The organism is Marinobacter sp. es.048, assembly GCF_900188435.1.
Taxonomy (GTDB): Bacteria; Pseudomonadota; Gammaproteobacteria; order Pseudomonadales; family Oleiphilaceae; genus Marinobacter.
In genome coordinates this window covers 366,484-390,846 of the sequence record NZ_FYFA01000002.1, presented here as the reverse complement: position 1 = coordinate 390,846, position 24,363 = coordinate 366,484, and the positions used below count along the sequence as shown (strand labels likewise).

Annotated in this window: 26 protein-coding genes; 11 read left to right on the top strand and 15 right to left on the bottom strand. The window is 56.2% G+C overall.

All coding sequences use genetic code 11. From position 1 onward, the window contains the following. Positions 1 to 15 precede the first annotated feature (15 nt). The 4 genes from CFT65_RS12840 to CFT65_RS12825 form a co-directional block, all read right to left on the bottom strand. Positions 16 to 1,776, bottom strand: coding sequence for a SulP family inorganic anion transporter (locus CFT65_RS12840; RefSeq protein ID WP_088828525.1), 1,761 nt, complete (start codon positions 1,774 to 1,776; stop codon positions 16 to 18). A 12-nt stretch (positions 1,777 to 1,788) separates the two neighbouring features. Beyond that, positions 1,789 to 3,051, bottom strand: coding sequence for an NAD(P)/FAD-dependent oxidoreductase (locus tag CFT65_RS12835; RefSeq protein ID WP_088828524.1), 1,263 nt, complete (start codon positions 3,049 to 3,051; stop codon positions 1,789 to 1,791). A gap of 63 nt (positions 3,052 to 3,114) precedes the next feature. Beyond that, positions 3,115 to 3,531, bottom strand: a complete 417-nt coding sequence (locus tag CFT65_RS19295) for a TIGR01244 family sulfur transferase (protein WP_088828523.1) — start codon at positions 3,529 to 3,531, stop codon at positions 3,115 to 3,117. A 13-nt stretch (positions 3,532 to 3,544) separates the two neighbouring features. After that, the gene (locus CFT65_RS12825; RefSeq protein WP_088828522.1) at positions 3,545 to 4,411 is read right to left on the bottom strand and encodes an MBL fold metallo-hydrolase; all 867 of its coding nucleotides are present in this window, start codon (positions 4,409 to 4,411) and stop codon (positions 3,545 to 3,547) included. A gap of 277 nt (positions 4,412 to 4,688) precedes the next feature. Here CFT65_RS12825 and CFT65_RS12820 point away from each other — a divergent pair, with 277 nt between their 5' ends. After that, positions 4,689 to 5,000, top strand: a complete 312-nt coding sequence (locus tag CFT65_RS12820) for a NifB/NifX family molybdenum-iron cluster-binding protein (RefSeq protein WP_088828521.1) — start codon at positions 4,689 to 4,691, stop codon at positions 4,998 to 5,000. Positions 5,001 to 5,063: 63 nt separating this feature from the next. Here CFT65_RS12820 and CFT65_RS12815 read toward each other — a convergent pair whose 3' ends face one another. Beyond that, positions 5,064 to 6,089: a c-type cytochrome gene (locus tag CFT65_RS12815; RefSeq protein WP_088828520.1), complete on the bottom strand. Its 1,026-nt coding sequence runs from the start codon at positions 6,087 to 6,089 to the stop codon at positions 5,064 to 5,066. Between the two features lie 14 nt (positions 6,090 to 6,103). Further along, complete coding sequence (locus CFT65_RS12810; protein ID WP_216360442.1) at positions 6,104 to 6,751, bottom strand: c-type cytochrome; 648 nt, start codon at positions 6,749 to 6,751, stop codon at positions 6,104 to 6,106. Between the two features lie 334 nt (positions 6,752 to 7,085). Between CFT65_RS12810 and CFT65_RS12800 the strand changes: the two genes are divergently transcribed. From CFT65_RS12800 to CFT65_RS12785, 4 genes are all read left to right on the top strand, one after another. After that, entirely contained in the window at positions 7,086 to 7,712 is a 627-nt protein-coding gene (locus CFT65_RS12800; RefSeq protein WP_008176637.1) for a peroxiredoxin, read from the top strand. A gap of 139 nt (positions 7,713 to 7,851) precedes the next feature. Beyond that, positions 7,852 to 9,615, top strand: coding sequence for a tetrathionate reductase family octaheme c-type cytochrome (locus tag CFT65_RS12795; protein WP_228705851.1), 1,764 nt, complete (start codon positions 7,852 to 7,854; stop codon positions 9,613 to 9,615). Further along, on the top strand, positions 9,612 to 10,214 hold the full coding sequence (locus tag CFT65_RS12790; RefSeq protein ID WP_088828518.1) for a cytochrome b/b6 domain-containing protein: 603 nt from the start codon (positions 9,612 to 9,614) through the stop codon (positions 10,212 to 10,214). The genes CFT65_RS12795 and CFT65_RS12790 overlap by 4 nt, the downstream gene beginning before the upstream one ends. Before the next feature lie 176 nt (positions 10,215 to 10,390). Then, a complete protein-coding gene (locus CFT65_RS12785) occupies positions 10,391 to 11,821 on the top strand; it encodes a peroxidase family protein (protein WP_216360441.1) in 1,431 nt (476 codons plus the stop codon). A gap of 85 nt (positions 11,822 to 11,906) precedes the next feature. Here CFT65_RS12785 and CFT65_RS12780 read toward each other — a convergent pair whose 3' ends face one another. After that, on the bottom strand, positions 11,907 to 12,512 hold the full coding sequence (locus CFT65_RS12780) for a DUF938 domain-containing protein (protein WP_088829552.1): 606 nt from the start codon (positions 12,510 to 12,512) through the stop codon (positions 11,907 to 11,909). Between the two features lie 111 nt (positions 12,513 to 12,623). Next, a complete protein-coding gene (locus CFT65_RS12775) occupies positions 12,624 to 12,899 on the bottom strand; it encodes an acylphosphatase (RefSeq protein WP_088828517.1) in 276 nt (91 codons plus the stop codon). An 85-nt stretch (positions 12,900 to 12,984) separates the two neighbouring features. On the opposite strand from CFT65_RS12775, the gene CFT65_RS12770 reads away from it, so the two are divergent. Beyond that, positions 12,985 to 13,758 (top strand): fructosamine kinase family protein, encoded by a 774-nt coding sequence (locus tag CFT65_RS12770; RefSeq protein ID WP_088828516.1) that lies wholly within the window; start codon positions 12,985 to 12,987, stop codon positions 13,756 to 13,758. Here CFT65_RS12770 and CFT65_RS12765 read toward each other — a convergent pair. The 3 genes from CFT65_RS12765 to CFT65_RS12755 all read right to left on the bottom strand — a co-directional run bounded on the left by CFT65_RS12765 (position 13,755) and on the right by CFT65_RS12755 (position 17,643). Further along, complete coding sequence (locus CFT65_RS12765; RefSeq protein ID WP_088828515.1) at positions 13,755 to 14,702, bottom strand: AEC family transporter; 948 nt, start codon at positions 14,700 to 14,702, stop codon at positions 13,755 to 13,757. The two genes, CFT65_RS12770 and CFT65_RS12765, sit on opposite strands and share 4 nt — an antisense overlap. A gap of 149 nt (positions 14,703 to 14,851) precedes the next feature. Further along, the gene (locus CFT65_RS12760; RefSeq protein WP_088828514.1) at positions 14,852 to 17,185 is read right to left on the bottom strand and encodes a xanthine dehydrogenase family protein molybdopterin-binding subunit; all 2,334 of its coding nucleotides are present in this window, start codon (positions 17,183 to 17,185) and stop codon (positions 14,852 to 14,854) included. Beyond that, positions 17,182 to 17,643 (bottom strand): (2Fe-2S)-binding protein, encoded by a 462-nt coding sequence (locus tag CFT65_RS12755; RefSeq protein ID WP_088828513.1) that lies wholly within the window; start codon positions 17,641 to 17,643, stop codon positions 17,182 to 17,184. Before CFT65_RS12755 ends, CFT65_RS12760 begins: the two co-directional genes overlap by 4 nt. A 161-nt stretch (positions 17,644 to 17,804) precedes the next feature. On the opposite strand from CFT65_RS12755, the gene CFT65_RS12750 reads away from it, so the two are divergent. Beyond that, entirely contained in the window at positions 17,805 to 18,209 is a 405-nt protein-coding gene (locus CFT65_RS12750) for a DUF1330 domain-containing protein (protein WP_088828512.1), read from the top strand. An 11-nt stretch (positions 18,210 to 18,220) separates the two neighbouring features. Here the strand turns inward: CFT65_RS12750 and CFT65_RS12745 are convergent, their stop codons facing one another. Beyond that, positions 18,221 to 18,550 carry a branched-chain amino acid transporter permease gene (locus CFT65_RS12745; RefSeq protein ID WP_088828511.1) on the bottom strand — a complete coding sequence of 110 codons (330 nt, stop codon included), beginning with the start codon at positions 18,548 to 18,550 and terminating at the stop codon, positions 18,221 to 18,223. Then, positions 18,543 to 19,247 carry an AzlC family ABC transporter permease gene (locus CFT65_RS12740; protein ID WP_088828510.1) on the bottom strand — a complete coding sequence of 235 codons (705 nt, stop codon included), beginning with the start codon at positions 19,245 to 19,247 and terminating at the stop codon, positions 18,543 to 18,545. The genes CFT65_RS12745 and CFT65_RS12740 overlap by 8 nt, the downstream gene beginning before the upstream one ends. Before the next feature lie 147 nt (positions 19,248 to 19,394). Between CFT65_RS12740 and CFT65_RS12735 the strand changes: the two genes are divergently transcribed. The 4 genes from CFT65_RS12735 (at position 19,395) to pgsA (ending at position 22,841) form a co-directional block, all read left to right on the top strand. Then, complete coding sequence (locus CFT65_RS12735) at positions 19,395 to 19,646, top strand: hypothetical protein (RefSeq protein WP_088828509.1); 252 nt, start codon at positions 19,395 to 19,397, stop codon at positions 19,644 to 19,646. Positions 19,647 to 19,746: 100 nt separating this feature from the next. Continuing rightward, positions 19,747 to 20,409: a UvrY/SirA/GacA family response regulator transcription factor gene (gene uvrY, locus CFT65_RS12730; RefSeq protein WP_088828508.1), complete on the top strand. Its 663-nt coding sequence runs from the start codon at positions 19,747 to 19,749 to the stop codon at positions 20,407 to 20,409. Beyond that, positions 20,393 to 22,255: an excinuclease ABC subunit UvrC gene (gene uvrC / locus CFT65_RS12725; protein WP_088828507.1), complete on the top strand. Its 1,863-nt coding sequence runs from the start codon at positions 20,393 to 20,395 to the stop codon at positions 22,253 to 22,255. Before uvrY ends, uvrC begins: the two co-directional genes overlap by 17 nt. 7 nt (positions 22,256 to 22,262) lie before the next feature. Next, positions 22,263 to 22,841 carry a CDP-diacylglycerol--glycerol-3-phosphate 3-phosphatidyltransferase gene (gene pgsA / locus CFT65_RS12720; protein ID WP_088828506.1) on the top strand — a complete coding sequence of 193 codons (579 nt, stop codon included), beginning with the start codon at positions 22,263 to 22,265 and terminating at the stop codon, positions 22,839 to 22,841. On the opposite strand, the gene CFT65_RS12715 is transcribed toward pgsA, so the two are convergent. Together CFT65_RS12715 and CFT65_RS12710 are read right to left on the bottom strand one after the other, a co-directional pair. Then, positions 22,774 to 23,427, bottom strand: a complete 654-nt coding sequence (locus tag CFT65_RS12715; protein ID WP_141103820.1) for an ABC-type transport auxiliary lipoprotein family protein — start codon at positions 23,425 to 23,427, stop codon at positions 22,774 to 22,776. The two genes, pgsA and CFT65_RS12715, sit on opposite strands and share 68 nt — an antisense overlap. Then, a complete protein-coding gene (locus CFT65_RS12710) occupies positions 23,424 to 24,362 on the bottom strand; it encodes an MlaD family protein (RefSeq protein WP_088828504.1) in 939 nt (312 codons plus the stop codon). The genes CFT65_RS12715 and CFT65_RS12710 overlap by 4 nt, the downstream gene beginning before the upstream one ends. Between the last annotated feature and the right edge of the window lies 1 nt (position 24,363).

Here is a 24,363-nt window from a genome sequence, read left to right as displayed (position 1 = left end):
ACATAGGTGGTCAGACTATTGGGTTGAGGTTGCAGCGACGTTTAGCTTGTCTCGACCCAAATATGGTGAATTGGCGAGTGCTTTCCACGCGTGGTATGTACTCATAAAGATCTGTCCAGACAACTCTTCGCAGAAATGCGTTCGGTTCAGGCTGTCCATAACCGGCCCCTTTACTTCAGCAAGGTGAAGTACGATGCCCGAGTCCTTCATCCGTTTGTTGATTGCCTCCAGGCTCTCCAGAGCGGATGCGTCAATCACGTTCACGGCCTGGCACGTGAGGACCAGATTTTTCATTGCTGGATTGTTGGCAATGAGCTCCAGAATGGTTTCTTCTAGATAGCGGGCATTAGCGAAGTAAAGACTTTCATCGACACGAAGAACAACCGTTTCATCGTCCGTCTCGACCTTGTGGCGCTGAACATTCCGGAAATGTTCGGTACCTGGCACAAGACCAACCACGGCACTGTGCGGGCGGCTGGTACGATACAGGTACAGGCCAATAGAGAGCCCGACACCGGCAAGGATGCCGGCTTCAACCCCTTCAACCAGAGTGAGCAGGATCGTTGCGAACATCGCCACAAAGTCGGCTTTCGAGTAGTCAAAGGTTCGACGGATAGCCCCGAAGTCAATCAGGGTGCTCACCGCAATCATGATGGTGGCTGCCAGCGTCGCCTTGGGCAGGAAAGCGAGCACACCCGTGAGCGTCAGGGTAGCCAGGGCGATGCCGATAGCCGTGAACATGCCGGCCAGCGGTGTTTGTGCACCCGCCTCAAAGTTCACCACAGAACGTGAAAAACCACCGGAAACCGGCGAGCCACCGCTGACGCCCGCACCCACATTAGCCAATCCCAGTGCAATCAGCTCGGAGTTAGGATCAATTCGCTGGCGTCTTTTTGCGGCCAACGTCTGCGCGACGGAAACAGATTCCACAAACCCGACCAGGCTGATCAAAATGGCGGCCGGAACCAGCGTGGTCCAGATTTCGAATTCCAGCGGCGGGAGGCTGATTTCGGGAAGCCCGCTTGGCACCTTGCCAACCAGGTTTACACCGGCACTCCCGAGTTTGAATTGCCAGGCCAGGGCGGTCGTTACGATAACGGCAGAAACAGGTGCCGCTTTCGCAATCAAATCCGCAGCCCGCGTGGACATGCCGAACCCCGAGAGAGTGCGCTTGAGGTATTTCCGGCAAAGGAAGAGATAGAGCAGAGTGCCTCCGCCGATTGCCAGCGTTGTAGGGTTGGTTGCAGGCAAATCTGTCAGCAGACCGCTCACCATTTCAATGAGATTATGCCCGCCACCCTGGATGCCCAGAATGTGGCCAAGCTGACTACCGGCAATGAGGATGCCTGATGCCGTTACAAAACCGGAAATCACCGGATGACTCAGAAAGTTGGCCAGGAACCCGAGCCTCAACAGGCCCATGGCAAAAAGGATCAGTCCGGATAGCGTGGCCAGAACCAATGCCGCTCCAACGTATTCGGGCGATCCAACTGCCGCAATTCCTCCGAGCGCTGAAGCTGTCATAAGAGACGCGACCGCCACGGGGCCCACCGCGAGGGTTGCGCTGGTTCCAAATACAGCATAGACCACGAGGGGAATCATGCTGGCATAGAGGCCAACCTCGGGTGGCAATCCAGCCAACAGGGCATAGGCCAGGGCCTGAGGGACGAGCATGAGCGTTACGATGATCGCCGCAAGGCCATCGCTGATCAACACATCTGCACGATACCCTTTCAGCCAGTTGATGATTGGCAGGTAGGCACCAGGATTTTTCACAGTTTACCTCCCTTAAGCTTCACGGATGGCTGGTTTAGCCATCCATTCGCGACCCTTGAGCATCCCGTTCCAATACAGCCAGGGAAGCTGTTTGGCTTTCAGAAACCACGCCATCCTGGTCGCCTTGGTGCCGTCATTGATCCATTTGGGAAAGCTGGGCTGGAGCGTGCCACCGTAGCCAAATTCCGCCAGAACAATGCGTCCCCTCTCAACGGTCAGCGGGCAGGACCCATAACCGAGGTAAGCAGCAGTTAGCGGGCGATCATGAAGAGAATTCACCAGATTCTGGGCAACAACCGGCGCTTGTTTTCTCACTGCCGCCATGGTCTTGGAATTGGGTGTGCCGCTTGCGTCTCCGAGGCCGAAAATCGTCGGAAACCGTTTATGCTGAAGTGTTTCCGAATCGAGGTCTAACCAGCCTTCTGGATTCGCCAGACCTGATTGCTCGATAAACGAGGGAGCACATTGAGGAGGTACAACATGGAGCATGTCGAACGGAACCTCGATTTGGCGCTGTTCTTGGGCGGTAGTTTTCAGGAATCGGGCAATTCGGTTCGGGCCATCAACGCTCAGTAACCGCTCGTCAAAGCAAAGATCGATCCCGTAAAGGTCGATGTATCGTTGTAGCTCGGGGACGTAGTCCTCGACACCAAAAAGTACCTTCCCGGCCGAACGATAAGAAACTTTGATACTGTCCAATCGATGGTTACGGCGCCAGTGATCCGCCGACAAATACATGGCCTTCTGTGGTGCACCGGCGCATTTGATGGGCATCGGCGGCTGAACGAAAACAGCGTTACCTTTCTCCAGCTCTTGCACCAACGACCAGGTATAGGGAGCGAGATCATAACGGTAGTTAGAGGTGACACCGTGTTGACCAAGGGTGTCCTCAAGGCCTTCAATGGCGCCCCAGTTGAGAACCAGGCCGGGTGCGATAACCAGGCGACTGTAACCGACGGAGTTACCGTCCGAAAGCAAGACTGTTTGTGTGTTGGGTTGAACGAATTTGGCAGAGGCCTGATACCAGCTGCAGCTCTTCGGTATGACCGATTCTGCCGTTCGACGAGTGCTTTCAGCAGAAAAAACGCCACCGCCGACCATGGTCCAGCCTGGCTGATAATCGTGAGTTTCGCGGGGATCAATAACCGCGATATCCAGGTCGCCCTGGCGTTTTAGCAGGCTGGATGCGGTCGCAATGCCGCCTGCTCCCGCACCAATAATGACAACATCGTGGTGTCTGTGAACTGTTGCAGACTCGGGTTTGGAAAAAGACATGTCAGGTTAATCTCCGTTCGCTTCGAGGACCTCCATGTCCGCATTAGTAAGTCATGACTGGCATCATTGCCCGAGAAGATCCTTGATAGGCTGCGGATCATGTCCGGCTTCATGGGCCGCTTTCAGAAGATCCGGGATGTTGCACTGAGGGCTCGTTGCGCGGCTCTGAGCCCACATGTGGACCGCTCTGCGGCCGGTTCTGCAGAAAGCTAGAATAGGCGTGGCTGAGGTATCCAGGGCTTTTCCAAATGCGTCGATATCGCGTTGCGGATACTCCCCCGATGCGACGGGAATGCTCACCCATTCGAGGCCGTGCGCCTTCGCTGCTTCGGCATATGCCCGTTCACCCTCGTAATCCTCTTCACTCTCCCTGCGATTGCAGATGATGGTCCGGAATCCCTGGTCTTTGACTTCGCGCATGTCATCCGGATAAACCGCGTCCGCAACGGCGAACTCGGGTTCAAGAAAATGGATTTTCATATCGGTACTCCGTTTAAAACAGGTTAATGGGGACCTTCAGATAGACTTGGCCGTTTGCTTCAGGAGCCGGCATTTCACCCGCTCGCATATTGACCTGAACAGATGGCAGGATCAGGCGAGGCATGTTCAGGGTGGCATCTCGTTCTGAACGGAGAACGACAAAATCCTGCTCGCTCATGCCCTCACCAACGTGGATATTATTAGCCCGTTGCTCAGCCACGGTCGTTTCGTGCACAAACTCATTACGACCCGCCGCCTTGTAGTCATGGCAGAGGAAAATGCGTGTCTCTCCCGGTAGCGCCAGCACTTTCTGGATCGACTGATACAGGGTATGCGCATCGCCTCCGGGAAAATCACAGCGGGCCGTTCCGGAATCTGGTGCAAAAATGGTGTCGCCAACAAAAGCCGCGTCGCCGATCACGTAGGTCAAACAAGCCGGAGTATGGCCAGGGGTGTGTAATATCCTGGCGTCGAGACCGCCAATCTGGAACCTATCGCCTTCCTTGAACAAGTGATCAAACTGACTCCCGTCGCGGGCGAACTCCGTTCCGGCATTGAAAGCTTTACCGAAGACTTCCTGGACCTCGACGATCTTCTCGCCGATGCCTGTTTTGCCACCAAGCTGTTCGTGCAGATAGGGCGCTGCTGAGAGGTGGTCGGCGTGCACATGGGTTTCTAGAATCCATTCAACAGTCAGATGGTTGTGCCTGACATATTCAATAATCTCGTCAGCGGAGCGGACATCGGTTCGCCCGGCGGCGTAGTCGAAATCCAGAACGGAATCGATGATGGCGCAGGCCGAACTGTCCGGATCCTGAACGATGTAACTGAACGTGTTGGTTGGTTCGTCGAAGAAATGCGTGACTAAGGGGTGCTTCATGGTCTTGACCTCCACTAAGGGGCTTGTTGAACCGTGAAGCAAAAGGTAACAAATTAATGGTTATAACGATAGGACCAAAAAGTATATCAATATTAATTGATCCTATAGAGTTGAGCGATTGCTCATTAATGCACTGATTTAACGTATTATTTTTCAGCGAGGGGCGGGGGCGGCGAATCAAAGTGACTTTGCCGCTGAACAGGCCATTTGTGAGCGATAGGGTTATGGATTCTGTCGATCGCTATTGATTGATCGACATCCAACTGGTGAGGATCTGATGAAAATAGCCGTAACAAGCCAGAATCGAAAAACTGTCACGCAGCATGCCGGGCGATGCAGAAAGCTCTTTATATTCCACATTCAAGAAGGGCAGGTGATCGAGAAAAAGCTCCTTGAACTCCCCAAGGAACAATCATTCCGTGAAAGTTCGTCTCATTCGCCTCATCCGTTGGATGACGTTGACGTTCTGATTACCAGGGGGATGGGCTTGGGGTTGGCAAAGCGGCTCCAAGAAAAAGGTATTGATAGTGTCACTACCGAAGAGGAGGACCCTGAAGCGGCAGTTCACAGGTATCTGAATGCCCTTTAGTCCATTTCCGCGTTGATTTGGGATCAGGGCCCCCTATCAGGAGGCCCTGATTAAACGTTTGATCTACTCAAAATTTCGGGAACGGACGGTGTCAGGTTTCAGGAAGTCTTTTTCACCCGTGTTGTCATGGTCCGCCAATCGCTTCCCATCATGCTCGCGAATTTGGCCATACAGTGAGTGCTTGTGGAAAGTTGGACCATAGAGTCCAAGGGTTTCTTGAACATCGCCGGTATAACGAGGATCTTGTGGCCGCTCCTGACTGTCCATGTAGAAGGCGATATCCCATGCTTCCTGGTCAGACAACGAATTAGGCTGGCCTAACGGCATGTTGTTCTTGATAAAGCCCGCAGCTGTATGAAGCCGAACAATGCCTGCCCCCCAATTATTGGACATATCCCCCCACGGAGCTGGGAACACAGTATGTCCATCAACGCGAAGGCCAGAGCCGTCCGTTTGATGGCAAACTGCGCAATTCTCGTTATAGAGTTCTTTGCCGCGAGCGTAACTGAGCTTCTCGGGCCTATCCGGCGCGGGAAAACCGCGACCGTAGATTGGCTCGGTGGGATACATTTCAACCCCGGTGGCGAGCCATGCATGGTATGCAGAGAGGGCAACCATATTATCGCTCCCATATTCGGGCGGCTTACCATTCATAGAGTATGTAAAGCATCCTGCAATGCGCTCTTCAAGATTATTGACGTGGTCGTTCTTGCCACGATAGTTCGGCAGCGTGACAGCCGCAGGCCAGATAGGTGCGCTGAAGGGCATACGGCCTTCACCCAGATGACAACTGGAACAATTCATATTGTTAAATACGTTTTCACCACGCAGTTGTTGAGTGTTGGTGAAAAGGTCGTAACCCCGACGAATTACTTTTTTCAGTTCGGGGTGAATTTTGGCATCATCAAGATCTTGCATCGTTGGCGGAATATGTAAAAGCTGGGTCTCGTCTGGCTCTGGAAACCCCATTTCCGTGAGCGTATCGATGTACTGTTGAATCTCAGCATCCCGCGATAGTTCATCGGCAGCGAGGGGGGCAGAAAACAGAGTAATTCCTGCGAGGGCAATACTTAATAATCGGCGATTCATGTTCTAACACTCCCTCATTTTGCCGTAGGGCTTTGATTGGCCAGCCAAACAGCAACCGCGTGAATATCCTCTTCGCTCATCCGCTTGGCTATTGTGCCCATCAGGTTTTGGGGATCGTTTTTGCGGGTTCCTTCTTGCCATGCTTTGAGTTGGGCCTCGATGTAACCCGCATGCTGACCAGCAATACCGGGGAAATCACTGCCGGCCCCTCGATTTCCTGGTCCGTGACAGCTTTTGCAGGAGACGATGTATTGTGACCAGTCCCCTCTATTTGCGATTTGCTCACCGCGTTCAAGAATGGCTGCGGATGCTTTTTCCCCGCCTTCGCCCTCTGTTGGCTTTAACTGGGCGTAATAGGCAGCAACATCCAAGACCTGCTGATCAGTAAGCATATTCGCGAACACCGTCATGGAAGCATTTTTCCTGGTGCCATTTTTGAAGTCGTGAATTTGTTTGGCAATGTACTCTGCATCCAGTCCGGCCAGTCGAGGCCAGGATTCGCCACCTTCAATATGTTTGCCGCCACCATCAGCCTGGTGACATCCAATGCATGTGGCCGCTGCCGTTGCGCCCTTCGCGGGGTCACCTGCGGCTGCTGACTGGATGAAAGGCGAAAAAGCCAACATCCCCAGCGTGGCGAGCGTGATCGGTATCTGTTTCACGTTCTCTCCTGGGTATCCGTATGAGATATCATGCGGTAAGTTTGAGTGGCTCAGCAGCCGCAAAATTTTCAGTTTTACGACAGATGCTCTGAGGATTTATTTCAATTATATCATAATTCCCAAATGGAATATCTCGAGGGGCCGCAGCTGAGACGCGTGAGTTCCATGTCGTAACTTGTCCTTGATCTGGTCTTGAGCTTGTATGGCCTCTAATTTTTTAAGCCTATATGTTCTATAGATATAACTATATTGGCTAACGGGTTTGAGACGGGTTATTGTTAATCTGACATCACGAGGCAACCCGCCTCCAGCAAAACCCGACAGGAGATTCATCATGAGTTTATTGCTTGGTTCTACCGCCCCGAACTTCACCATCGACAGCACCGCCGGCCAGATCAACTTCCACGACTGGGCAGGTGATTCCTGGGTATTCTTCTTCAGCCACCCGGCCGACTTTACCCCGGTGTGCACCACTGAGATGGGTCGCACGGCTCAGCTGGCGAAAGAATTCGAAGCCCGCAACGTGAAGCCCCTGGGTCTGTCCACCGATACCGTGGAAGAGCACGTCAAGTGGATTGAAGACGTCAACGACACCCAGAACTGTGACCTGCAGTTCCCGATCGTGGCCGACGCCGATCACAAAGTGGCCGAGCTGTATGAAATGATCCACGCGGGTGAGAGCGAAACCGCAGCCGTGCGAAGTGTGTTCATCATCGACCCGGACAAGAAGATCCGTTTGACCATGACCTACCCGATGGCCGTAGGCCGTAACTTTGACGAGATCCTCCGGGTTATCGATGCCCTGCAAACTGGCGATGCCAACAAGGTTGCCCTGCCGGCCGACTGGCGCAAGGGTGACGATGTGATCATTCCGCCCTCCATTTCCAACGAGGAAGCGAAAGGCCTGTTCCCGCAGGGTTGGAACGAGATCCGTCCGTACCTCCGCACCACCAAGCTTTAATCTGGTTCGCGGGTAAACAAAGGGGGCTTGCCGTTTGGCGGGCCCCCTTTTTGCGGTTTGATCTCGATCAAGCCAACGCTTACATGCTTATAACTCTATTGAGGGCGGCGGTCATACAGGCGTATGTTAAAAACAGAACATGAGCCACCCGAGCGCGGAATACCTGATGCTGCGGTATTTCACCAATATGAAGGACATTGACCAAGGATTTCAGGGCAGTGGCGTCAGCAGGGAGTCTCTGAAGTTTTTTATGGCCCTTGAGCAGGGCCAGGGAGTGAGAGACGTGAAGATTTTGGCATTGGACCGTTTCATCAGTCGTTTTGGAAGGCTCGCTGCCCACGCGGCACTAGCAGGAGCGCTGGCATGCTCAGCTTTTTCTACTTCTGGGACTGAACGCCCACCCGCCACCGCTGACCACAGCAAATTCGAAGCGCTTCAGGGCCCCTTTGAAAATGCTCAAGCAGTAACCGAAGCCTGCCTGGGCTGCCATACCGAAGCTGGCGAGCAGGTCCGCGCAACCACCCACTGGACCTGGACTTACGAGCACCCGGAAACTGGCCAGACCCTGGGCAAGAGCAAGGTGATCAACAGCTTCTGCGGCATGGCCATCACCAACGAGCCCCGTTGCACCTCGTGCCACGTGGGCTACGGCTGGGAAGACATGAAACAGCCACCTCCCACCGCGGACAACGCCGTTGACTGTCTGGTGTGCCACGACACCACCGGTGATTACTGGAAGTTTCCCACCCTGGCCGGGCATCCCACCTATACACCCCGGGAATGGCCCAAGGGCAGCGGCAACATGGTTCAGCCACCGGATCTTGAAATGATTGCCCAGAATGTTGGCGCCAGTGGCCGGGCCAACTGCGGTAGCTGCCACTTCTATGGTGGTGGCGCGGACGGAGTGAAACACGGTGACTTGGACTCCTCCCTGGTGGACCCGCCCAGCTCCCTGGATGTGCATATGTCGCCGGATGGACTGGACTTTGCCTGTGCCGACTGCCACACCAGCTGGGGCCATCAGGTGGCTGGCAGCCGCTATCAGGTAAACGCAGCCGATACCCAGGGTATTGATGTGCCGGGCCACACCGATCTCAGCCGCGCAAGCTGTCAGTCCTGCCACGGCGATTCACCGCACCCGCAGCAGAAGCTGAACGATCATGTGGACACACTGGCGTGCCAGACCTGCCATGTGCCCGAGTTCGCGCGAGGTGGCGTCCCCACCAAAGTGTGGTGGGACTGGTCCACCGCCGGCCGGCTGGATGAGCACGGTCAGCCGATTACCGAATACGACGAGCATGGCCATCCCAGCTATCTGAGCGAAAAAGGGGACTTCCGGCACGGCGAAAATGTCGTGCCAACCTACGCCTGGTTTAACGGCACCGTGAAATACACCCTGGTGGATGAAGAACTCGACGTGGCCCATCCTCCGGTTGAAATCAACCGCATTGAAGGCAGTCCGGAGGATCCTGGCTCCCGCATATGGCCTTTCAAAGTGATGCAGGGCAAACAGCCCTACGACACTGAACGGAAAACCCTGTTGGCCACCCACGTGTTTGGTGCCGATGACAGTTCATTGTGGAGCAATTTCAGCTGGCCCAAGGCACTCAAGGCAGGCAGCGAGTTGTCCGGGATGCCCTTCAGCGGCAGCTACGACTTCATCGAAACCACCATGCACTGGCCTATCACTCACATGGTGCCACCGGCGGAAATGGCGCTGAATTGTGCCTCCTGTCACGCCAGCAACAGTCGTCTGGCCGGTCTTCCAGGCATCTATATGCCTGGCCATAGCAGTAACATCTGGCTGGACCGTATCGGCTGGTTATTGGTGGCCATGACCCTGATAGGCGTTGTGCTGCATGGTCTGGCCAGGATTCTTCTGAAGGGGAGGGTGAAGTCATGAGCCGGGTAATGATCTACAAACGTTTCGAGCGTTTCTGGCACTGGTTCCAGGCACTGTTGATCTTCACGCTGCTGTTTACCGGCTTCGAAATTCACGGCAGCTACTCGGTGATTGGTTTCGGCGAGGCGACCCGGCTACATACCCTGGCTGCCTGGGCGCTGATTGTGCTGTGGCTGTTTGCCATCTTCTGGCACATCACCACCGGCGAATGGCGCCAGTACATTCCCACAAGGAACGGGCTGTTTGCGGTCATGCGCTACTACCTGATCGGGACTTTTACTGGTGAGCCGCACCCCTACCGGAAAACCACCAGAGCCAAGCACAATCCGCTGCAGCGTTTGGCCTATTTGTTTTTCAAACTGATGATTACACCGGTGATCTGGCTTAGCGGGCTTCTCTATCTGTTCTATAACGACTGGCCCGTAACCCTGTCAGGCGCACTGGAGCTGGAAACGGTGGCTCTGGTTCATACCGCAGCGGCTTTTGCCATGCTGATTTTCATCATTGCGCATGTGTATATGGCAACCATGGGAACGAAGCTGACCAGCCTGATCAAACCCATGGTTACTGGCTACGAAGATCTTGAAGAACATCGGTAGAGTTTGTGGCTATGCCAAAAGCACCCCGTTCTTTAGTTCTTGATGCTAACCATTTAAAGAGCTACCGTTTCGTTGTCAGATACCTTGAATTACCGATTGGTCAATATGCAAAGGACAGCAATTGGGGCTAGTAGGGTGTCTCCACGCCTTATCTGATGATTATCGAGGGAGAGACAATGAGCCATTACCATGGTATGCAAGATCTTAGCGGGCTGCCCGAGCATTGCAGGGTAGATTACCAGCCTTCCCGGGAAGACCGTTTTGGATGGATGTTTCCTCATCTGGCGCATTCTTACGTTTCACCAACTGTTTTGCAGAGCATCGGCAAGGTCGGCGGCCCGATGGACAATGGCGGAGCGAGCGATCGGACGTCAACGGTGCCTGTCGGGATGGTTATTTTTGGGCAGTTTATTGATCACGATATAACGCTGGATACCAGTTCCAGCTTCGCTTCAGTGAATCATCCCAATGAAACTGCAAATGTCCGCACACCGACCCTGGATCTGGACTCGATCTACGGCAACGGTCCGGAAGCGCAGCCCTATCTTTACAATCAAACCGCTCCTTTCAACAACGCCAAATTGCTCACGGGTGCCGATGAAGTTGGCGCTGATGACCGGCGCAAAAATGATCTATTAAGAGTTCCAACAGGGAGTGCCATTATTGGTGACCCCCGGAACGATGAAAACCGAATCATCAGCCAGATGCAGCTAGGCTTCATCAAGTTTCATAACGCGATCTGCGACAAACTCCGTGCTGAGGCCGCAGCTGATGGTCATGACCTGAAGGGAGAAGAGCTTTTTGAAGAGGCCCGTCGCGAGGTCACATGGCATTACCAATGGGTGGTTGTGAATGACTTTCTGGTTGCCATGTGCGGCAAGGCGGTTGTGGATGATGTGTTGAGCCAGGGACGCCTCTTTTATAAGTGCAGCGTACCGTTCATTCCCATCGAGTTTGCTGTTGCTGCATATCGCTTTGGCCATTCCATGGTGCCGATGAAGATCCAGGTCCAGAAAGGCGATACGGCTTTCGAGTTCTTCGGACAGATTCTCGGCCGCGGGTTTTCCCCGGTGGGTGATACCCGGGCCGTGGTTGATTGGCATGAGCTGTTTTTCACGTCTGAAAATCGCGTTGTTCAAAGAGCTGAAAAGCTCGACACATTAATGGCAGGTGACCTTCTGGAGCTCCCCTTCGTGCCAGATGGCGGTGAAAAGTCCCTGGCGACAAGGAATCTGCTCAGGGGCAACAGCTTCAGACTTCCCGGGGGTGATACGATCGCTCGGGAAATGGGTCGGGCGGAGGCCGAAGTCGGCGCTGTCATGGCCAGGATAAACGCTATGTCGAACGGCGAGGTAACGTCTGGGGCGCCCCTGTGGCTATACATATTGGCAGAGGCGGAGGTTGTTGGCAGAGAATCGTCTCCCGGCAATTTTGAGCCGGGCGAGGGGCTGGGGCCGGTAGGCGCCAGGATCGTTGCTGAGGTGCTTATCGGACTCCTCGAGCTTGACCCGGAAAGTTACCTGGGCTCGAATCGTAACTGGATGCCCTCGAATGCCTACGATACGGTTGGCAAGATGCTGTCTTCAGTAAATTCTGACCTGCTGTAGCCAGCAGCCATAAGGAACTCTGGTCCGTCGCTGTGACCCGAAAATGACCGGAACACTGGCGGACCAGTTTTGATCTTGCGCTCCCTTACTGAATTCGCCGCCAAACCAACAACCGATTATTAGCCGGCATCTCAAAATCCTCTTCAAGCGCCAGCCCGGTTTCCTCACCGAGCGCCTTGAGATCCTCCATATCCCGAATCCCCATGTGCGGCGCCTGTGTTCTGAGCGAAAGGTCAAACCGCTCATTGCTCTCACTGGTGTGCCGCCCGCTATAGCGGAAGGGCCCATACAGGCAGAAGATTGCGTCCCTGGGCAAGGACGCAGCAACACCACGAAACATCGCCTGCACTTCTTCCCAGGCCATGATATGCGCCGTATTGGCGGAAAATGCGCCTTCGATGGCCGGCAGCCCGGACCAGTCTCCTTTCAGCACATCCAGGGCAATGGGTGGGCGGATATTTGCAAGATCTGAGTCGTCGATCCACGCCAGAGAGAGCTGGGCGTTCTGAGGGTGATCCGTGGGCTGCCAAACCAGATGAGGTAAGTGGCTGGCAAAGTGCACTGCGTGCTGACCGGTGCCCGTGCCGATTTCCAGAATAGTGCCCGGCTGTTTGAAAAGCGCCGTCAGTTTTTCCAGAATCGGCGCCTTATTGTTTTCGCAGGCTTGGGAAAACGGCTTGTCTTTTTGCATGCTCCGACCTTTCGACAGGGAGTAGTTTATGGCGGTTTCAATACGCTGGCTCAGCGGTGACCAGATTAAACCATACGCCAAGCCCATGGCCTTCTGGCTACGGCGAATTGACTAGCGAACGCTGAAATCGCGAAATTCCCCGGTTGGCGATTCCGGCGCAATATCGACGGTGTCCACCCTGGCATCCGGTGGCCCTTCCGCGCACCAGGTTTTCAGTTGATTCAATCGGTCTTCCGGCCCTTCGGCGATAATCTCGACCCGACCATCGGGCAGGTTGCGGGCGAAACCCGTGAGGCCCAGGGAGGATGCCCTCTGCTCCGTGGAGGCGCGGTAGTAAACTCCCTGTACTCGTCCGGATACCAGAAGTTTCCAGCGTTTGGTGTCCATGGTTTGCTCCCGCTCGTTCTGTCGTGTCAGGCTTTATTTCAATCTACCGGTTCTGGCAGGACAACTTCAAGGAGCGCCAAATCCGATGGCCAATACCCATGTGAAACACAATGCGACTGGTTATTCCGATGCCCTGATTTGTGAAGCGGAGGGGTTGGAGCGCCTTGCCAGAGCGCTTGATGAGGCTGGTGTGACTGGAATCGGGGTTCCGAATGTTTACCTGGTCAATGAAACCGAACTCGAAATCACCGCCATCCGGTCTTCAGGTCGCTCAGATCGGGCGCGTGCGGTGCTGGGTGAGGGGCTGGCCAGAATGCACGGTCTGCGTCAGAAGGCCTACGGCTGGGGACGGGATAATTACATTGGTCTCTCACCGCAACCCAATCGCTGGTGTGACAACTGGGGTGAGTTTTTTGTTCGGGACCGTCTTGGCTATCAGGTCTCACGCATTCGTGACACCAGCCAGAGAAGTCGGTTTCAAAAGCTATTGGATGAGCACCGGAGTGCGCTGACGGAATGGCTGAACGCCCACTGTGATCACCCGAGCGTGCTCCACGGTGATCTCTGGAACGGCAATGTGCTCTATGATGCTGACGGCCCCTGGCTGATTGATCCGGCCGTTTACTGCGGTGACCGTGAAGCCGATATCGCCATGACAGAAATGTTTGGAGGCTTCGGCGAGGCGTTCTACCAGGCCTACGACACGCACTATCCGCGAACATCGGTTTATGATGTCAAGCGGGAGGTCTACAACCTTTACCACTATCTGAACCACTACAACCTGTTCGGTGGTGGTTACCTTGGCGGCTGCCAGGCAGGCATGGACGCTATCGAATCCATAGGGCGGGGCGAGGCCTAGATTAGGCCAGCGCTGCGAAGCACAAAGACCCCCAGAGTGACAGTAATGCTCGCCAGCAGTGTAGTCACTGCGATGATATTGGCTGCCAACCGGTCATTGCCGCCCAACGCCTTTACCATCACGAAACTGGCGGCTGCCGTCGGGCTGGCGAAGAACAGGAACATCAGGCCAAGCTCGGAACCCCGAAAACCTGCCAGCCACGCCGCGCCCGTACATAGTGTGGGCAATATCACCATCTTGAACAGACTTGAGCCAAGCGCTGTTTTGCTGTCGCTTCGGATCGCGCTCAGGGATACGGTGGCGCCGATGCACAACAGGGCCAGGGGCAGGGTGAGCGAGGCAAAGTAGTCGCCGCTGGTCATGACCCAACCAGGCAATGTGATATCCAGGGCGGCGAAGGGAATAGCCACAAACACTGCCAGAATGAGCGGGTTGCGGATAATGTCGTGAAAAATCTTCGTCCAGTCCGTTGTTTGCCCTGGCTGGTAGGCCACCAGCACGATCACCGAAAGGATGTTGTAGGAGATGATCACCAGGCCAAGCAGGATCCCACCAGCGGAGAGGCCGAAGTCTCCGTAAAGATTGGCGGCCAGCGCCAGGCCGACGATACCGCAGTTACCGCGAAACGCGCCCTGCACGTAAACTCCGCGATCTTCCCGAACCACACGCCAGCGGGCCCAGAGCCAGGTGGTGGCGAAACTCCCCAGAGTCGCGCCCAGGTAAAAGACCAGAAGGCCCGGATTGAACGCGGTATCCAGATCGGCCCGGATGATGCTTAAAAATACCAGGGTCGGCAGGGTGGCCTTGAACACCAGCGCCGAGGCAGTGTTCACAAACGCATTGTCGATCCAGCCAATCCGGCGAAGTCCCAGGCCGATAAAGACCATGGCAAACACGGGCAGTGTCGTTTCCATGGTTTGCAGGAACAGATCGATCAGGGTCATCAAGGGTGGCCGTTGGGTCGAGGAGAGTGACTGGGTTTACCTGAATTATAAGCGGGGAGAAAGCTAGGATGCTATGGGAATACCACGAAGGTATGGGGCGGAGAGGGGCAGCAGCATAAAAACAGGGCCCCGAGGGGCCCTGATCAGTTTCAGGCTTTCAGTTGGTCGCCAACGGGCAAGCGTCTGATGCGTTTACCGGTTGCGGCATAGATTGCATTGCACAGTGCCGGCGCTACCGGGGGCAGTCCTGGCTCACCCACACCGCCCATGGCCTCATCCGGGTTGTCCACCAGATGAACCCGCAGGGTTTTGGGTGCATCCGGCATGCGGGGGATCAGGAACTTGTCGAAGTTGCCCTGTTGCGCCACGCCGTCCTCAAAGGTCACCTCGCTTTGAAGCGCGATGCCAATACCCATCACGATGGCGCCTTCCAGCTGGGAACGAATCCGCTCTGGGTTGGCCTGCGGTCCGCAATCGAAGGCGATGTCTGCGCGGTGGATGGTAAGCTCACCCTGGTCATCCACTTCCACGTCAAACACGATCGCGGTGTAGGAAACAAAACTGTGGTGAAAGGCCAGGCCAAGCCCGCGGTTTTTGCCCAGGGATTTGCCCCAGTCTGCCTCTTTGGTTACCCGCTCAATCACGTTACGCATGCGCCCGATGTCGATGGGGTAGAGATCGGGATCTTCGCCATAATTCCAGCCATCGCCCACCGTCAGGTTGTGAATCTCCCGGTCCGGGCCGAGCAGGTCGAGAACGTAATCCCGATGGTCCTTGCCGGCGGCCACCGCCATCTCATGGGCAAAGCTCTGGATCGCCCAGGCATGGGGCAGGTTGTAGACCGAGCGGAACCAGCCGATGCGCACATGCGCGGGCGCTGGCGGATTTTCCAGCCTCAGGGCCGGCACCGAGAACGGCATGGTGTTAAAGCCCATGCCCAGTTCAAACTCACCCTTGTGTTTCGGGTCGGGCGCAAACAGCGAGCCGATACTGGGTGACAGGGTCCGGTGCAGCCAGCCGGTGGCCTGCCCGTTGTTATCCAGTCCAGCCTCCAGGTAATCGACAGAGACAGCATGGAAATAGGCGTGGTGAATATCGTCTTCCCTTGACCACTGCAACCTGACAGGCCGACCTTTGAAAGTCTCGGCGATACTGGCCGCTTCAATGGCAAAGTCCGGTTTCGACTTGCGCCCGAAGCCCCCACCGAGCAGGGTAACGTGCACGGTGACATTTTCCGCATCCATGCCCAGTCGGCCGGCTACCGTATCGCGGGTCGCCTGCGGATTCTGCACCGGTGCCCACACCTGGGCTTTGCCGTCCTTGATTTGCACTGTCGCAACCGGCGGCTCCATGGGAGCCTGTGCCATGTGGGGCATGTAATAGGTGGCGGAGACCCGCTTGCTGGCGTTCTCAAGAGCTGTGTCCAGATCGCCGTGCTGGCGGACCACCTTGCCAGGTTGCTGCGCCGCTTTCTCAAGGGATTCCCGATAGGCAGACGACGTGTAGCCGGCGTTGTCTCCAGCAGGCTCCAGATTCCAGTCAATTTTCAGAGCCTTGCGACCTTCCATGGCGGCCCAGGTGTTGGACGCCACAACGGCAATCCCGCCGAGCGGGCTGAAGCCCGCTGGTTGGCCGGTGCCCTCGACCTCCAGGACTTTCTCAACTCCGGGCACCTTGAGAGCTTCGGTATCGTCGAAATCGGCGACTGTTGCCCCGTAAACCGGTGGACGCGCGATCACGGCGTAGAGCAGATTCTCAAATGGCACATCAGCCCCATACACGGCCTGGCCGGTCACGATATCTTCGCCGTCGATCGCTTTCGGGTAAGCCGACTTGAGCTCACCGTTGATCAGACCGGTTTCCTTACCGACGAATCGGAGCTCGTCATCGCGCTTGAGCACCAGGTCATTGCGTCCGGGAACGTCGAGCTCCCGTGCTTTGGCGGCAAGTTCACCAAAGCCGAGTTCCTTGCCCGAAGGTTTGTGGACGATGCTGTGTACACCAGCCTGAACTTCACTGACGGGCACGCTCCATTCATTGGCGGCCGCCTGCTCCAGCATCTGCCTGGCCGCTGCTGCGGCGCGGCGCATGGGTTGATACCAATGGCGCATGCTTCGGGAACCGTCGGTGTTCTGGTTGCCGTATTTGCTGTGATCGCCCTCGGCCTGTTCGACTCTCACCTGGTCCCAGTCTGCGCCGAGCTCGTCGGCACCGACCATCACCAGACTGGTCCGGATACCCTGACCCATTTCGGACCGGTTGTTCACAATGGTGACAAGGCCATCAGCATCGATATGGATAAATACGTTGGGGTCGTCCACCCAGCCGCCGGGCATTGCTCCGGCGCCAAATTGAGCTTTTTCATTGCCACCCAGAGCCACATCCCAACGGGCCGCCAGCACCAGAGCGGAGCCACCAGCCAGGCCCATAAGGAAACGGCGGCGGCTGACGTTGGCAATCATCAAGTTGTCATCGGCGCTCATGCTTCACCCTCCTTACCCGAAGCCCGCTCAATCGCTGCAAGGATGCGGTTGTAGGTGCCACAACGGCAGAGGTTTCCTGCCATGGCATCCACAATTTCTCCGGTTTCAGGATTTGGGGTCTTTTTCAGTAGGGCTGTGGCGTTCATGATCTGGCCACCCTGGCAGTAACCACACTGGGCCACCCCGAGATCGAGCCAAGCCTGCTGAACCTTGCTGCCAACCGGATCGTCAGCCATGGCTTCAATGGTGGTGATATCGCCGCTGGCGGCAGAGACCGGTGTTACGCAGGAGCGGATCGCTGTTCCGTTGAGGTGAACGGTGCAGGCACCGCACTGGGACATACCGCATCCAAATTTTGTACCTTTGAGGCCTACAACATCGCGGATGACCCAGAGCAGGGGCATATTGTCAGGCACGTCGAGCTCATAACGCTCGCCGTTAATCGTGAGGCTAGCCATATCGTCCTCTCGTTTATGGATTATGCGTTTCCTTCACTGTAGCCCTACGAACTCAGAAGGTAAAAAGAGCAATCTGGATGAAAGGTAATAAAATCGCTTGCGTGTACATATTGGGGCTGGGCTATAGTTAGGCCCGGAACCACGAGAAGAAGAGGATATGGATGGACGCCGTTAATCCCACCCCCGAACAGCTGCAAAAAGTCCTTGCGGATACCCCGAAAGACCAGCCCGTCGTGATGCTGAATCTGCTGCGCTTCCGCGATCGGGCCAACTACAAGGAAGAGGCGCCGGTGCGAACTGGCCGTGAAGCCTATACGGTGTATATGGAGGAGGCGGCTGCCTGCGTAAAGTCAGTGGGCGCGGAAGTAATCTGGTCTGGTCGCAGCGTCGGATCGCTTATTGCGCCCCCGGATGAATCCTGGGATCAGGTGCTGCTGGTTCGCTACCCCTCAATCGATGCCTTCATGGCCATGATCGAAAGCCCGGAATACAAAGGCGTGGTCAAACACCGTACCGCCGCCCTGCAGGATTCCCGGCTTGTAGCCAATCTCGAAAACAGGATGTAGTTTAAGCCGGGTCAGAGTCCGGCTTGCTGGATGGCCATGTAGCTGATGGTCCCGGCTGCGATGGAAAGCAGGGCATTCCTGCGCCAGAGGTGAACGATGATCACCAGAGCGCCGGGAAGCAGGGCATCAAACCCTAACCATGAGCCAGACCAGTCCGCCGAACGCTGCAGGAACACCGTCGCCAGCAAAGCCATAACCGCCGCAGGAAGGTAGCGCCCGAGATGGCGGACCAGCGGGTGTTCCGTATGCCGTTCGAAAAACAGGAACGGAATTACCCGAGTGGCAAAGGTTGCGATTGCTGCTACCGCAATGAACGCTGCCAGATAGCCGGATTCACCCATGGCTGTTCTCCTTGTGCGGTGTCTGCCCGCGACTCTTCCGGTATTCCAACAAGAGGACAGCGGTCACCAGGGCGATTGCGCCAATCAGCTGGTGTGCCGATGGCAGAATCAGCATAGCGACACCCGCCGCAGCGGCTCCAAGCCAGATCGGGAAGCCCTCGCCCAGGGCCTTGAACTGTTCCAGCGTCAAAACAATGAACAGGGCGACCAGTGCGAACTCAATACCTGTGCTGTCAAAGGCCACGTTTTCGCCAAGCAGTGCACCGATCGCGCATCCCGCCACCCAGTAACACTGGTTGAAGCCGGTAATCCGGAAATCCACCTCCTGTTCATGAGCCCGGTCAGGTCCGCGTGGGCGACTCGTAAGCAGGGAATAGGTTTCATCCGTTAAACCGAAAATCAGGTAGAGCTTGCGCCAACCGGCGCCCTTGAACTGGCCAAGCAGGGAAAGACCGTAGAACAGATGGCGGGCGTTCAGAACAAACATCGCGATAAATACTTCCAGCAGGCCAGCGTTGACGGCCAGAAGGCTCACGGCCAGTATCTGGCCAGCCCCTGCGTAGATCACAAGGCCCATGAGAGGTGCCGCCCACCAGGCGTAATCGAGCTGTGTTGTAAACAGCACCCCAAAAGCCATGCCGAGCGGCAGATAGCCGAACAGAATGGGTAACGTGAGCCTGAAAACGGACTGGTTCATTGGCATCCAAACGGTCAGAAAGCGGCGATCATAGAGAATTCGTCAGGCTTTTTGAAGCCAGCCGGAAAGTCAGCTTTGGTTTTCAAAAGCTTGTCACCTTCATTCCCTCGGCGTTTATCCGTACCATGGAACTTCACAGGAGATAGCATGACTGACACCACCGAAAACCAGCCCGAGCAAGATCCCAGACAGGAAAAATTCATCGTTGACACCGAGTTGCTGACGGAAGATCAGCTTCAGGGCCTGGTGGAAGAGTACTGCACCCGATACCACGGTCTGAACGACACCGAAAACCCCATGGGCGAACAGAGCAGGGTAATGTCTGCGGTGCGCCGGGGAGATCTGGTGGTCTGGTTTGACCCTGTGGAAAACACCGCCGGGCTTGGTGTGCCGGTTTAGGCGTCGGGTGTGTCACGGTATTTGTGTTTGCACCTACCCGGGACCGGAACTAAACGTTACAATCGCGCTGTTTTCCCGAAAGCCGTGTGCGAGGTGAATTTTGATCAGGGTACTGGTTGTAGATGACCATGAGCTGGTGAGGTCCGGTATTACCCGGATGCTGGCTGACAACCCGGACATTGAAGTCATCGGGCAGGCGTCATCCGGAGAGGATGCCATTGATTTCGTCCGCCAGGAGCGGCCGGACATTGTACTCATGGATATCCGCATGCCGGGCATCGGGGGCCTCGAGGCAACCCGTCGTATACTCCGCATTGATGATTCCATTCGCGTGATTGTGGTAACCGCCTGCGCGGACGATCCCTATCCGACCCGCGTCATGCAAAGCGGCGCCACGGCTTACATCACCAAAGGTGCTGACATCAAAGAGATGGTGCGCGCCATTCGTATGGCCCACACTGGCCAGCGCTACATCAGTCCGGAAATTGCCCAGAAAATGGCCTTGAAACAGCTCAGCGGTGGCGACCGGGACGAAGACGGCGAGCTAACGCTGTTCGACCGGCTTTCCGAGCGGGAAATGCAAATTGCCATGATGGTAGTGGACTGCCAGAAAGTTCAGGACATCTCGGACAAACTCTGCCTGAGCCCCAAGACCGTAAACAGCTACCGCTACCGGATTTTCGAGAAGCTGGAAATTTCCAGTGATGTTGAATTGGCCCTGATGGCAGTGCGGCTCGGGTTGCTTGATGCCGACAAGGTCTGACCCTGAGAGTACCCACATCGGGGAGTTTGACAGCAAGAGCTTCCTGAAACAGCTTACCGAGCGGCCTGGCGTCTACCGAATGTACGACGAGGGTGGTTCGGTGTTGTACGTGGGCAAGGCCCGCAACCTGAAAAAGCGGGTTGGCAGCTACTTCCGCAAGACCGGCCTGGCACCCAAAACGGAAGCTCTGGTAAGCAAGATTGCCTCTATTGAGGTGACGATTACCGGCAGTGAAACCGAGGCGCTGCTGCTCGAACAGAATCTGATCAAATCGTTACGGCCGCCCTATAACATCCTGCTCCGTGACGATAAGTCCTACCCCTATATCTATCTGTCTTCCCACAGTGATTACCCCTCGCTTACGTTTCGTCGTGGACGGACCAAAAAAGGTGGCGGCACCTGGTTCGGGCCGTTTCCCAGCTCGGGCGCGGTCAAGGAAAGTCTTAATGTACTACAGAAGATTTTCCGCATAAGAAACTGTAGTGAAAGCTTTTTCAGGAATCGAACAAGGCCGTGCCTGCAATACCAGATCAACCGCTGCACGGCACCTTGTGTGGGCTATATTACGCCAGAGGAATACCAGCAGGACATCCGCCATGCGAGCATGTTTCTGGAGGGCAAGAACCCGGCGATCCTCCACGATCTGATGAATGCCATGGAAGCCGCCTCGAAGAATCTGGAGTTCGAGAAAGCGGCGGCTTACCGGGACCAGATCAACCATCTGCGCCATGTTCAGGAGCAGCAGTCGGTAGACGGCGAGGGCGGCGACGCGGATGTGATCGCCATTGCCCAGGATGCGGGTATCGTCTGCATCGTGGTGATCATTGTGCGCGGTGGCCGGGTGCTGGGCACCAAGGACTACTTCCCGCGCTACTCCATCGAGCAGGCCGAAGGCGAACTGCTCAGCGCCTTCCTTGGCCAGTATTATTTTGGTGGCAACACCCGCCGGGAGATTCCACGGGATATCCTGGTACCGGTTGAGGTGGAAGGTCAGGAACTGTTGGCCGAGGCACTCACGGAGTCGGCGAACCGGGAAACCCGGATTCGCGGCAATGTTCGGGGTGAACGACGTCGCTGGCTTGAACTGGCCATGACCAACGCCCGTCAGACATTGCTCACACACCTTGCCAGCAAGGAAACGGTGTACCGGCGGTTACTGGCCCTACGCGACCTGCTGGAGCTGGCTGAGACCCCGTCGCGCATGGAGTGTTTCGACATCAGCCACAGCCACGGGGAAAATACCGTCGCATCCTGTGTGGTTTTCGATGAGAATGGCCCCCTGAAGAGCGATTACAGGCTGTACAATATCGAAGGCGTCACTGCCGGCGATGATTACGCCGCCATGCGTCAGGTGCTTTCCCGTCGCTACAAGCGGATGGTGGCCGGGGAGGGCAAGCGCCCGGATCTGGTGTTCATCGACGGTGGTAAGGGGCAGTTGAACATTGCCCGGGAAGTCTTTGATGAGCTTGAGATTTCAGACATCCCGCTGATTGGTGTTGCCAAGGGCGTGACCCGACGTGCAGGCATGGAGCAGCTGATTGACGCCATGACCGGCGATGTGTTCCGGGTGCCGACGGATTCGCCAGCGTTGCACCTTATCCAGCACATCCGGGATGAGTCCCACCGCTTCGCGATTACCGGGCACCGGGCCCGCAGGGACAAAAAGCGGCGGCAGTCTACACTGGAAGGCATTGAGGGCGTGGGGCCGAAGAAGCGTCGCGACCTGATTCGTTACTTTGGCGGAATACAGGAACTCCGCAAGGCCGGGGTTGATGAGATGGCCAAGGTGCAGGGCATCAGTAAATCACTGGCCGAAACCATATACGCAGCATTGCACGACGAGTAAGGACAGCATGAATTTACCAAACATCCTCACCCTCTCCCGCATCATAATGATTCCGGTGTTTGTGGTGATCTTTTACCTGCCGGTGGGGTGGAGCTACCTCGTGAGTGCGGCCATTTTCGGTTTGGCGGCAGCCACGGACTGGCTCGACGGTTACCTGGCCCGCAAACTCGACCAGAGCACGCCCTTTGGCGCGTTTCTCGACCCGGTGGCAGACAAACTCATGGTGGCCGTTGCGCTGGCTGTCCTGATCGAGGAACACTCGGCGATTCTGCTGACGATCCCGGCTACTGTGATCATCGGCCGTGAAATAGTCATTTCCGCACTGCGGGAATGGATGGCGGAAATCGGCAGCCGCAACAGTGTGGCGGTTTCCTACATTGGCAAGATCAAAACCACCGCGCAGATGGCCGCAATTGTTGGCCTTCTGGCGTTTCCTCCCGGCGTGCTCTGGGCTAATGTCGCTCTGGGTCTGCTCTATATTGCCGCGATTCTGACGCTCTGGTCCATGGGGCTTTACCTCAAGGCTGCCTGGGCTGATCTGTTCCCTGAGAAGGCATCAGGCCAGACGGATAGTCACACGTCGTAGCCCAGTCAATCACCCTGGCAGCCAGCTTGCTGCCAGCGGTTCCGAAGGCCTCAACAATCTGGTCAACCGATGTGCCTGAGGCCGGCTCCACAATTCGCACAATGTGGGTGCACAGTCGGGCCCGCGAACGGTTGTGAATCATCTGCAGGTGCAGCTCAATGACCACCTGCGGCCCTTTTGCAGGGGTTTCCGAATGAAACGCCGAGAGTTCGGTGACCAGAGACAACTCAGCCTGCGCAGGGTTGGTATCCGTAATCACGTTCGTGTAGGCGTTACTGTTCCGAAGGCTAGTGACCAGTGTATCCCTGACCACCACTGGCGCGGTGTCCCTCCAACGGGTCCCCTCGTAGGCCCGGAACTCGTGAGGTGTGGGCTTGGCCAGAATCCGCGATCCGTTAAAAGGCTCCGAGGCGTAGGGCGTGTCTACGCGAAGCGATGCCATAATTGGTTGCTCGGCCTCCGGGACCACCTGGACAACAGCCAGGTCCATAATCCTGGGTGGTTCCGGGTTTGGAAACACCGTGCAGCCGCTGGCAAAGGCAGCACCGAGGAGAAGCGTCACATTTCTGATTGACCTCAATGTCACTGTGCCATCTCCTTCATCGTTTCATTGCCGAACAGAGTGCCCGTGGGATCTTGCTCCAGGCGGTGAGTAAACTGATTCAGGCTGCGCAGGGTGGCCCTCAGTTCCCTCAGCGCGGGTGCCAACTCTCCCATGCCCTGAAGCCCTGCATCCATTGCCCCCTGATTGTTGCGGGTAAGCTCATCAATCCGCGTCATGGTGGTGGTTATAACGGCGAGGGCTCTGTCCATGGATTTCAGAACCCGTTGCCCATCGGTTTGCAGTAGTTTGTTGGCATTATCGGAAGCTCTGGACACTTTGATGGCGGCTTCCTCTGCGCGAACAGCGGCGGCATCGAATTGGTCGAGTAGGGCGGTAAGCTGGTCACGCCGGGCGACGAGTGCATCCGTGGCTTCGCGCGTGTTTTGCAGGATGGCCGATGCGTTCTCGATGTTGTCACCGGATAAAAGCTCTGTAGCGCTGGTAAGCAGCTGGTCCGCCTTGGCCAGGAGTTGTTCGCCGTTGGCCAGCAGGCTATTGAACGCCGAGGGCTCGGCAACGATGACCGACGGGTTATCACGATCGCCCTTCAACGCTGGCTGGTCCGGACTTCCACCGCTGAACTGAACGCTCATGCTGCCGGTGATGTTCGCGAGCACCAGGCCTGCTTTGGTGTTCTCGCGAATGGGAACCGACTGATCAACTCGAACCAGCACCCGGACGTGGCCGGGATTGTCCGGGTCCAGACTCAGCTCCACCACATCACCAATCTGAACGCCGCTGTAGAGCACAGGATTGCCTTCGGACAGGCCACCCACGGCATGGTCGAACAGGATTTCGTAATAGCCCCATTCCCGATCGGCGGAAGATTTCGCCAGCCAAAGGGAAAAGATCAGCGCTGCCGCAAAGGCCAGGATGGTAAACAGGCCAATGATCAGGTGGTGGGCCCTCGGCTCCATG

Excerpts from the sequence above, each read along its gene's own strand:
- CFT65_RS12745 (WP_088828511.1), bottom strand. The coding sequence starts at position 18,550 with ATGGGTGAATCCGGCTATCTGGCAGCGTTCATTGCGGTAGCAGCAATC.
- CFT65_RS12735 (WP_088828509.1), top strand. The coding sequence starts at position 19,395 with ATGACTGACACCACCGAAAACCAGCCCGAGCAAGATCCCAGACAGGAA.
- CFT65_RS12750 (WP_088828512.1), top strand. The coding sequence starts at position 17,805 with ATGGACGCCGTTAATCCCACCCCCGAACAGCTGCAAAAAGTCCTTGCG.
- CFT65_RS12770 (WP_088828516.1), top strand. The coding sequence starts at position 12,985 with ATGGCCAATACCCATGTGAAACACAATGCGACTGGTTATTCCGATGCC.
- CFT65_RS12760 (WP_088828514.1), bottom strand. The coding sequence starts at position 17,185 with ATGAGCGCCGATGACAACTTGATGATTGCCAACGTCAGCCGCCGCCGT.
- CFT65_RS12825 (WP_088828522.1), bottom strand. The coding sequence starts at position 4,411 with ATGAAGCACCCCTTAGTCACGCATTTCTTCGACGAACCAACCAACACG.
- CFT65_RS12740 (WP_088828510.1), bottom strand. The coding sequence starts at position 19,247 with ATGAACCAGTCCGTTTTCAGGCTCACGTTACCCATTCTGTTCGGCTAT.
- uvrC (WP_088828507.1), top strand. The coding sequence starts at position 20,393 with ATGCCGACAAGGTCTGACCCTGAGAGTACCCACATCGGGGAGTTTGAC.
- CFT65_RS12785 (WP_216360441.1), top strand. The coding sequence starts at position 10,391 with ATGAGCCATTACCATGGTATGCAAGATCTTAGCGGGCTGCCCGAGCAT.
- pgsA (WP_088828506.1), top strand. The coding sequence starts at position 22,263 with ATGAATTTACCAAACATCCTCACCCTCTCCCGCATCATAATGATTCCG.
- CFT65_RS12795 (WP_228705851.1), top strand. The coding sequence starts at position 7,852 with ATGAGCCACCCGAGCGCGGAATACCTGATGCTGCGGTATTTCACCAAT.
- CFT65_RS12780 (WP_088829552.1), bottom strand. The coding sequence starts at position 12,512 with ATGCAAAAAGACAAGCCGTTTTCCCAAGCCTGCGAAAACAATAAGGCG.
- CFT65_RS12800 (WP_008176637.1), top strand. The coding sequence starts at position 7,086 with ATGAGTTTATTGCTTGGTTCTACCGCCCCGAACTTCACCATCGACAGC.
- CFT65_RS12755 (WP_088828513.1), bottom strand. The coding sequence starts at position 17,643 with ATGGCTAGCCTCACGATTAACGGCGAGCGTTATGAGCTCGACGTGCCT.
- CFT65_RS12820 (WP_088828521.1), top strand. The coding sequence starts at position 4,689 with ATGAAAATAGCCGTAACAAGCCAGAATCGAAAAACTGTCACGCAGCAT.
- CFT65_RS12765 (WP_088828515.1), bottom strand. The coding sequence starts at position 14,702 with ATGACCCTGATCGATCTGTTCCTGCAAACCATGGAAACGACACTGCCC.
- CFT65_RS12815 (WP_088828520.1), bottom strand. The coding sequence starts at position 6,089 with ATGAATCGCCGATTATTAAGTATTGCCCTCGCAGGAATTACTCTGTTT.
- CFT65_RS12790 (WP_088828518.1), top strand. The coding sequence starts at position 9,612 with ATGAGCCGGGTAATGATCTACAAACGTTTCGAGCGTTTCTGGCACTGG.
- CFT65_RS19295 (WP_088828523.1), bottom strand. The coding sequence starts at position 3,531 with ATGAAAATCCATTTTCTTGAACCCGAGTTCGCCGTTGCGGACGCGGTT.
- CFT65_RS12835 (WP_088828524.1), bottom strand. The coding sequence starts at position 3,051 with ATGTCTTTTTCCAAACCCGAGTCTGCAACAGTTCACAGACACCACGAT.
- CFT65_RS12775 (WP_088828517.1), bottom strand. The coding sequence starts at position 12,899 with ATGGACACCAAACGCTGGAAACTTCTGGTATCCGGACGAGTACAGGGA.
- CFT65_RS12710 (WP_088828504.1), bottom strand. The coding sequence starts at position 24,362 with ATGGAGCCGAGGGCCCACCACCTGATCATTGGCCTGTTTACCATCCTG.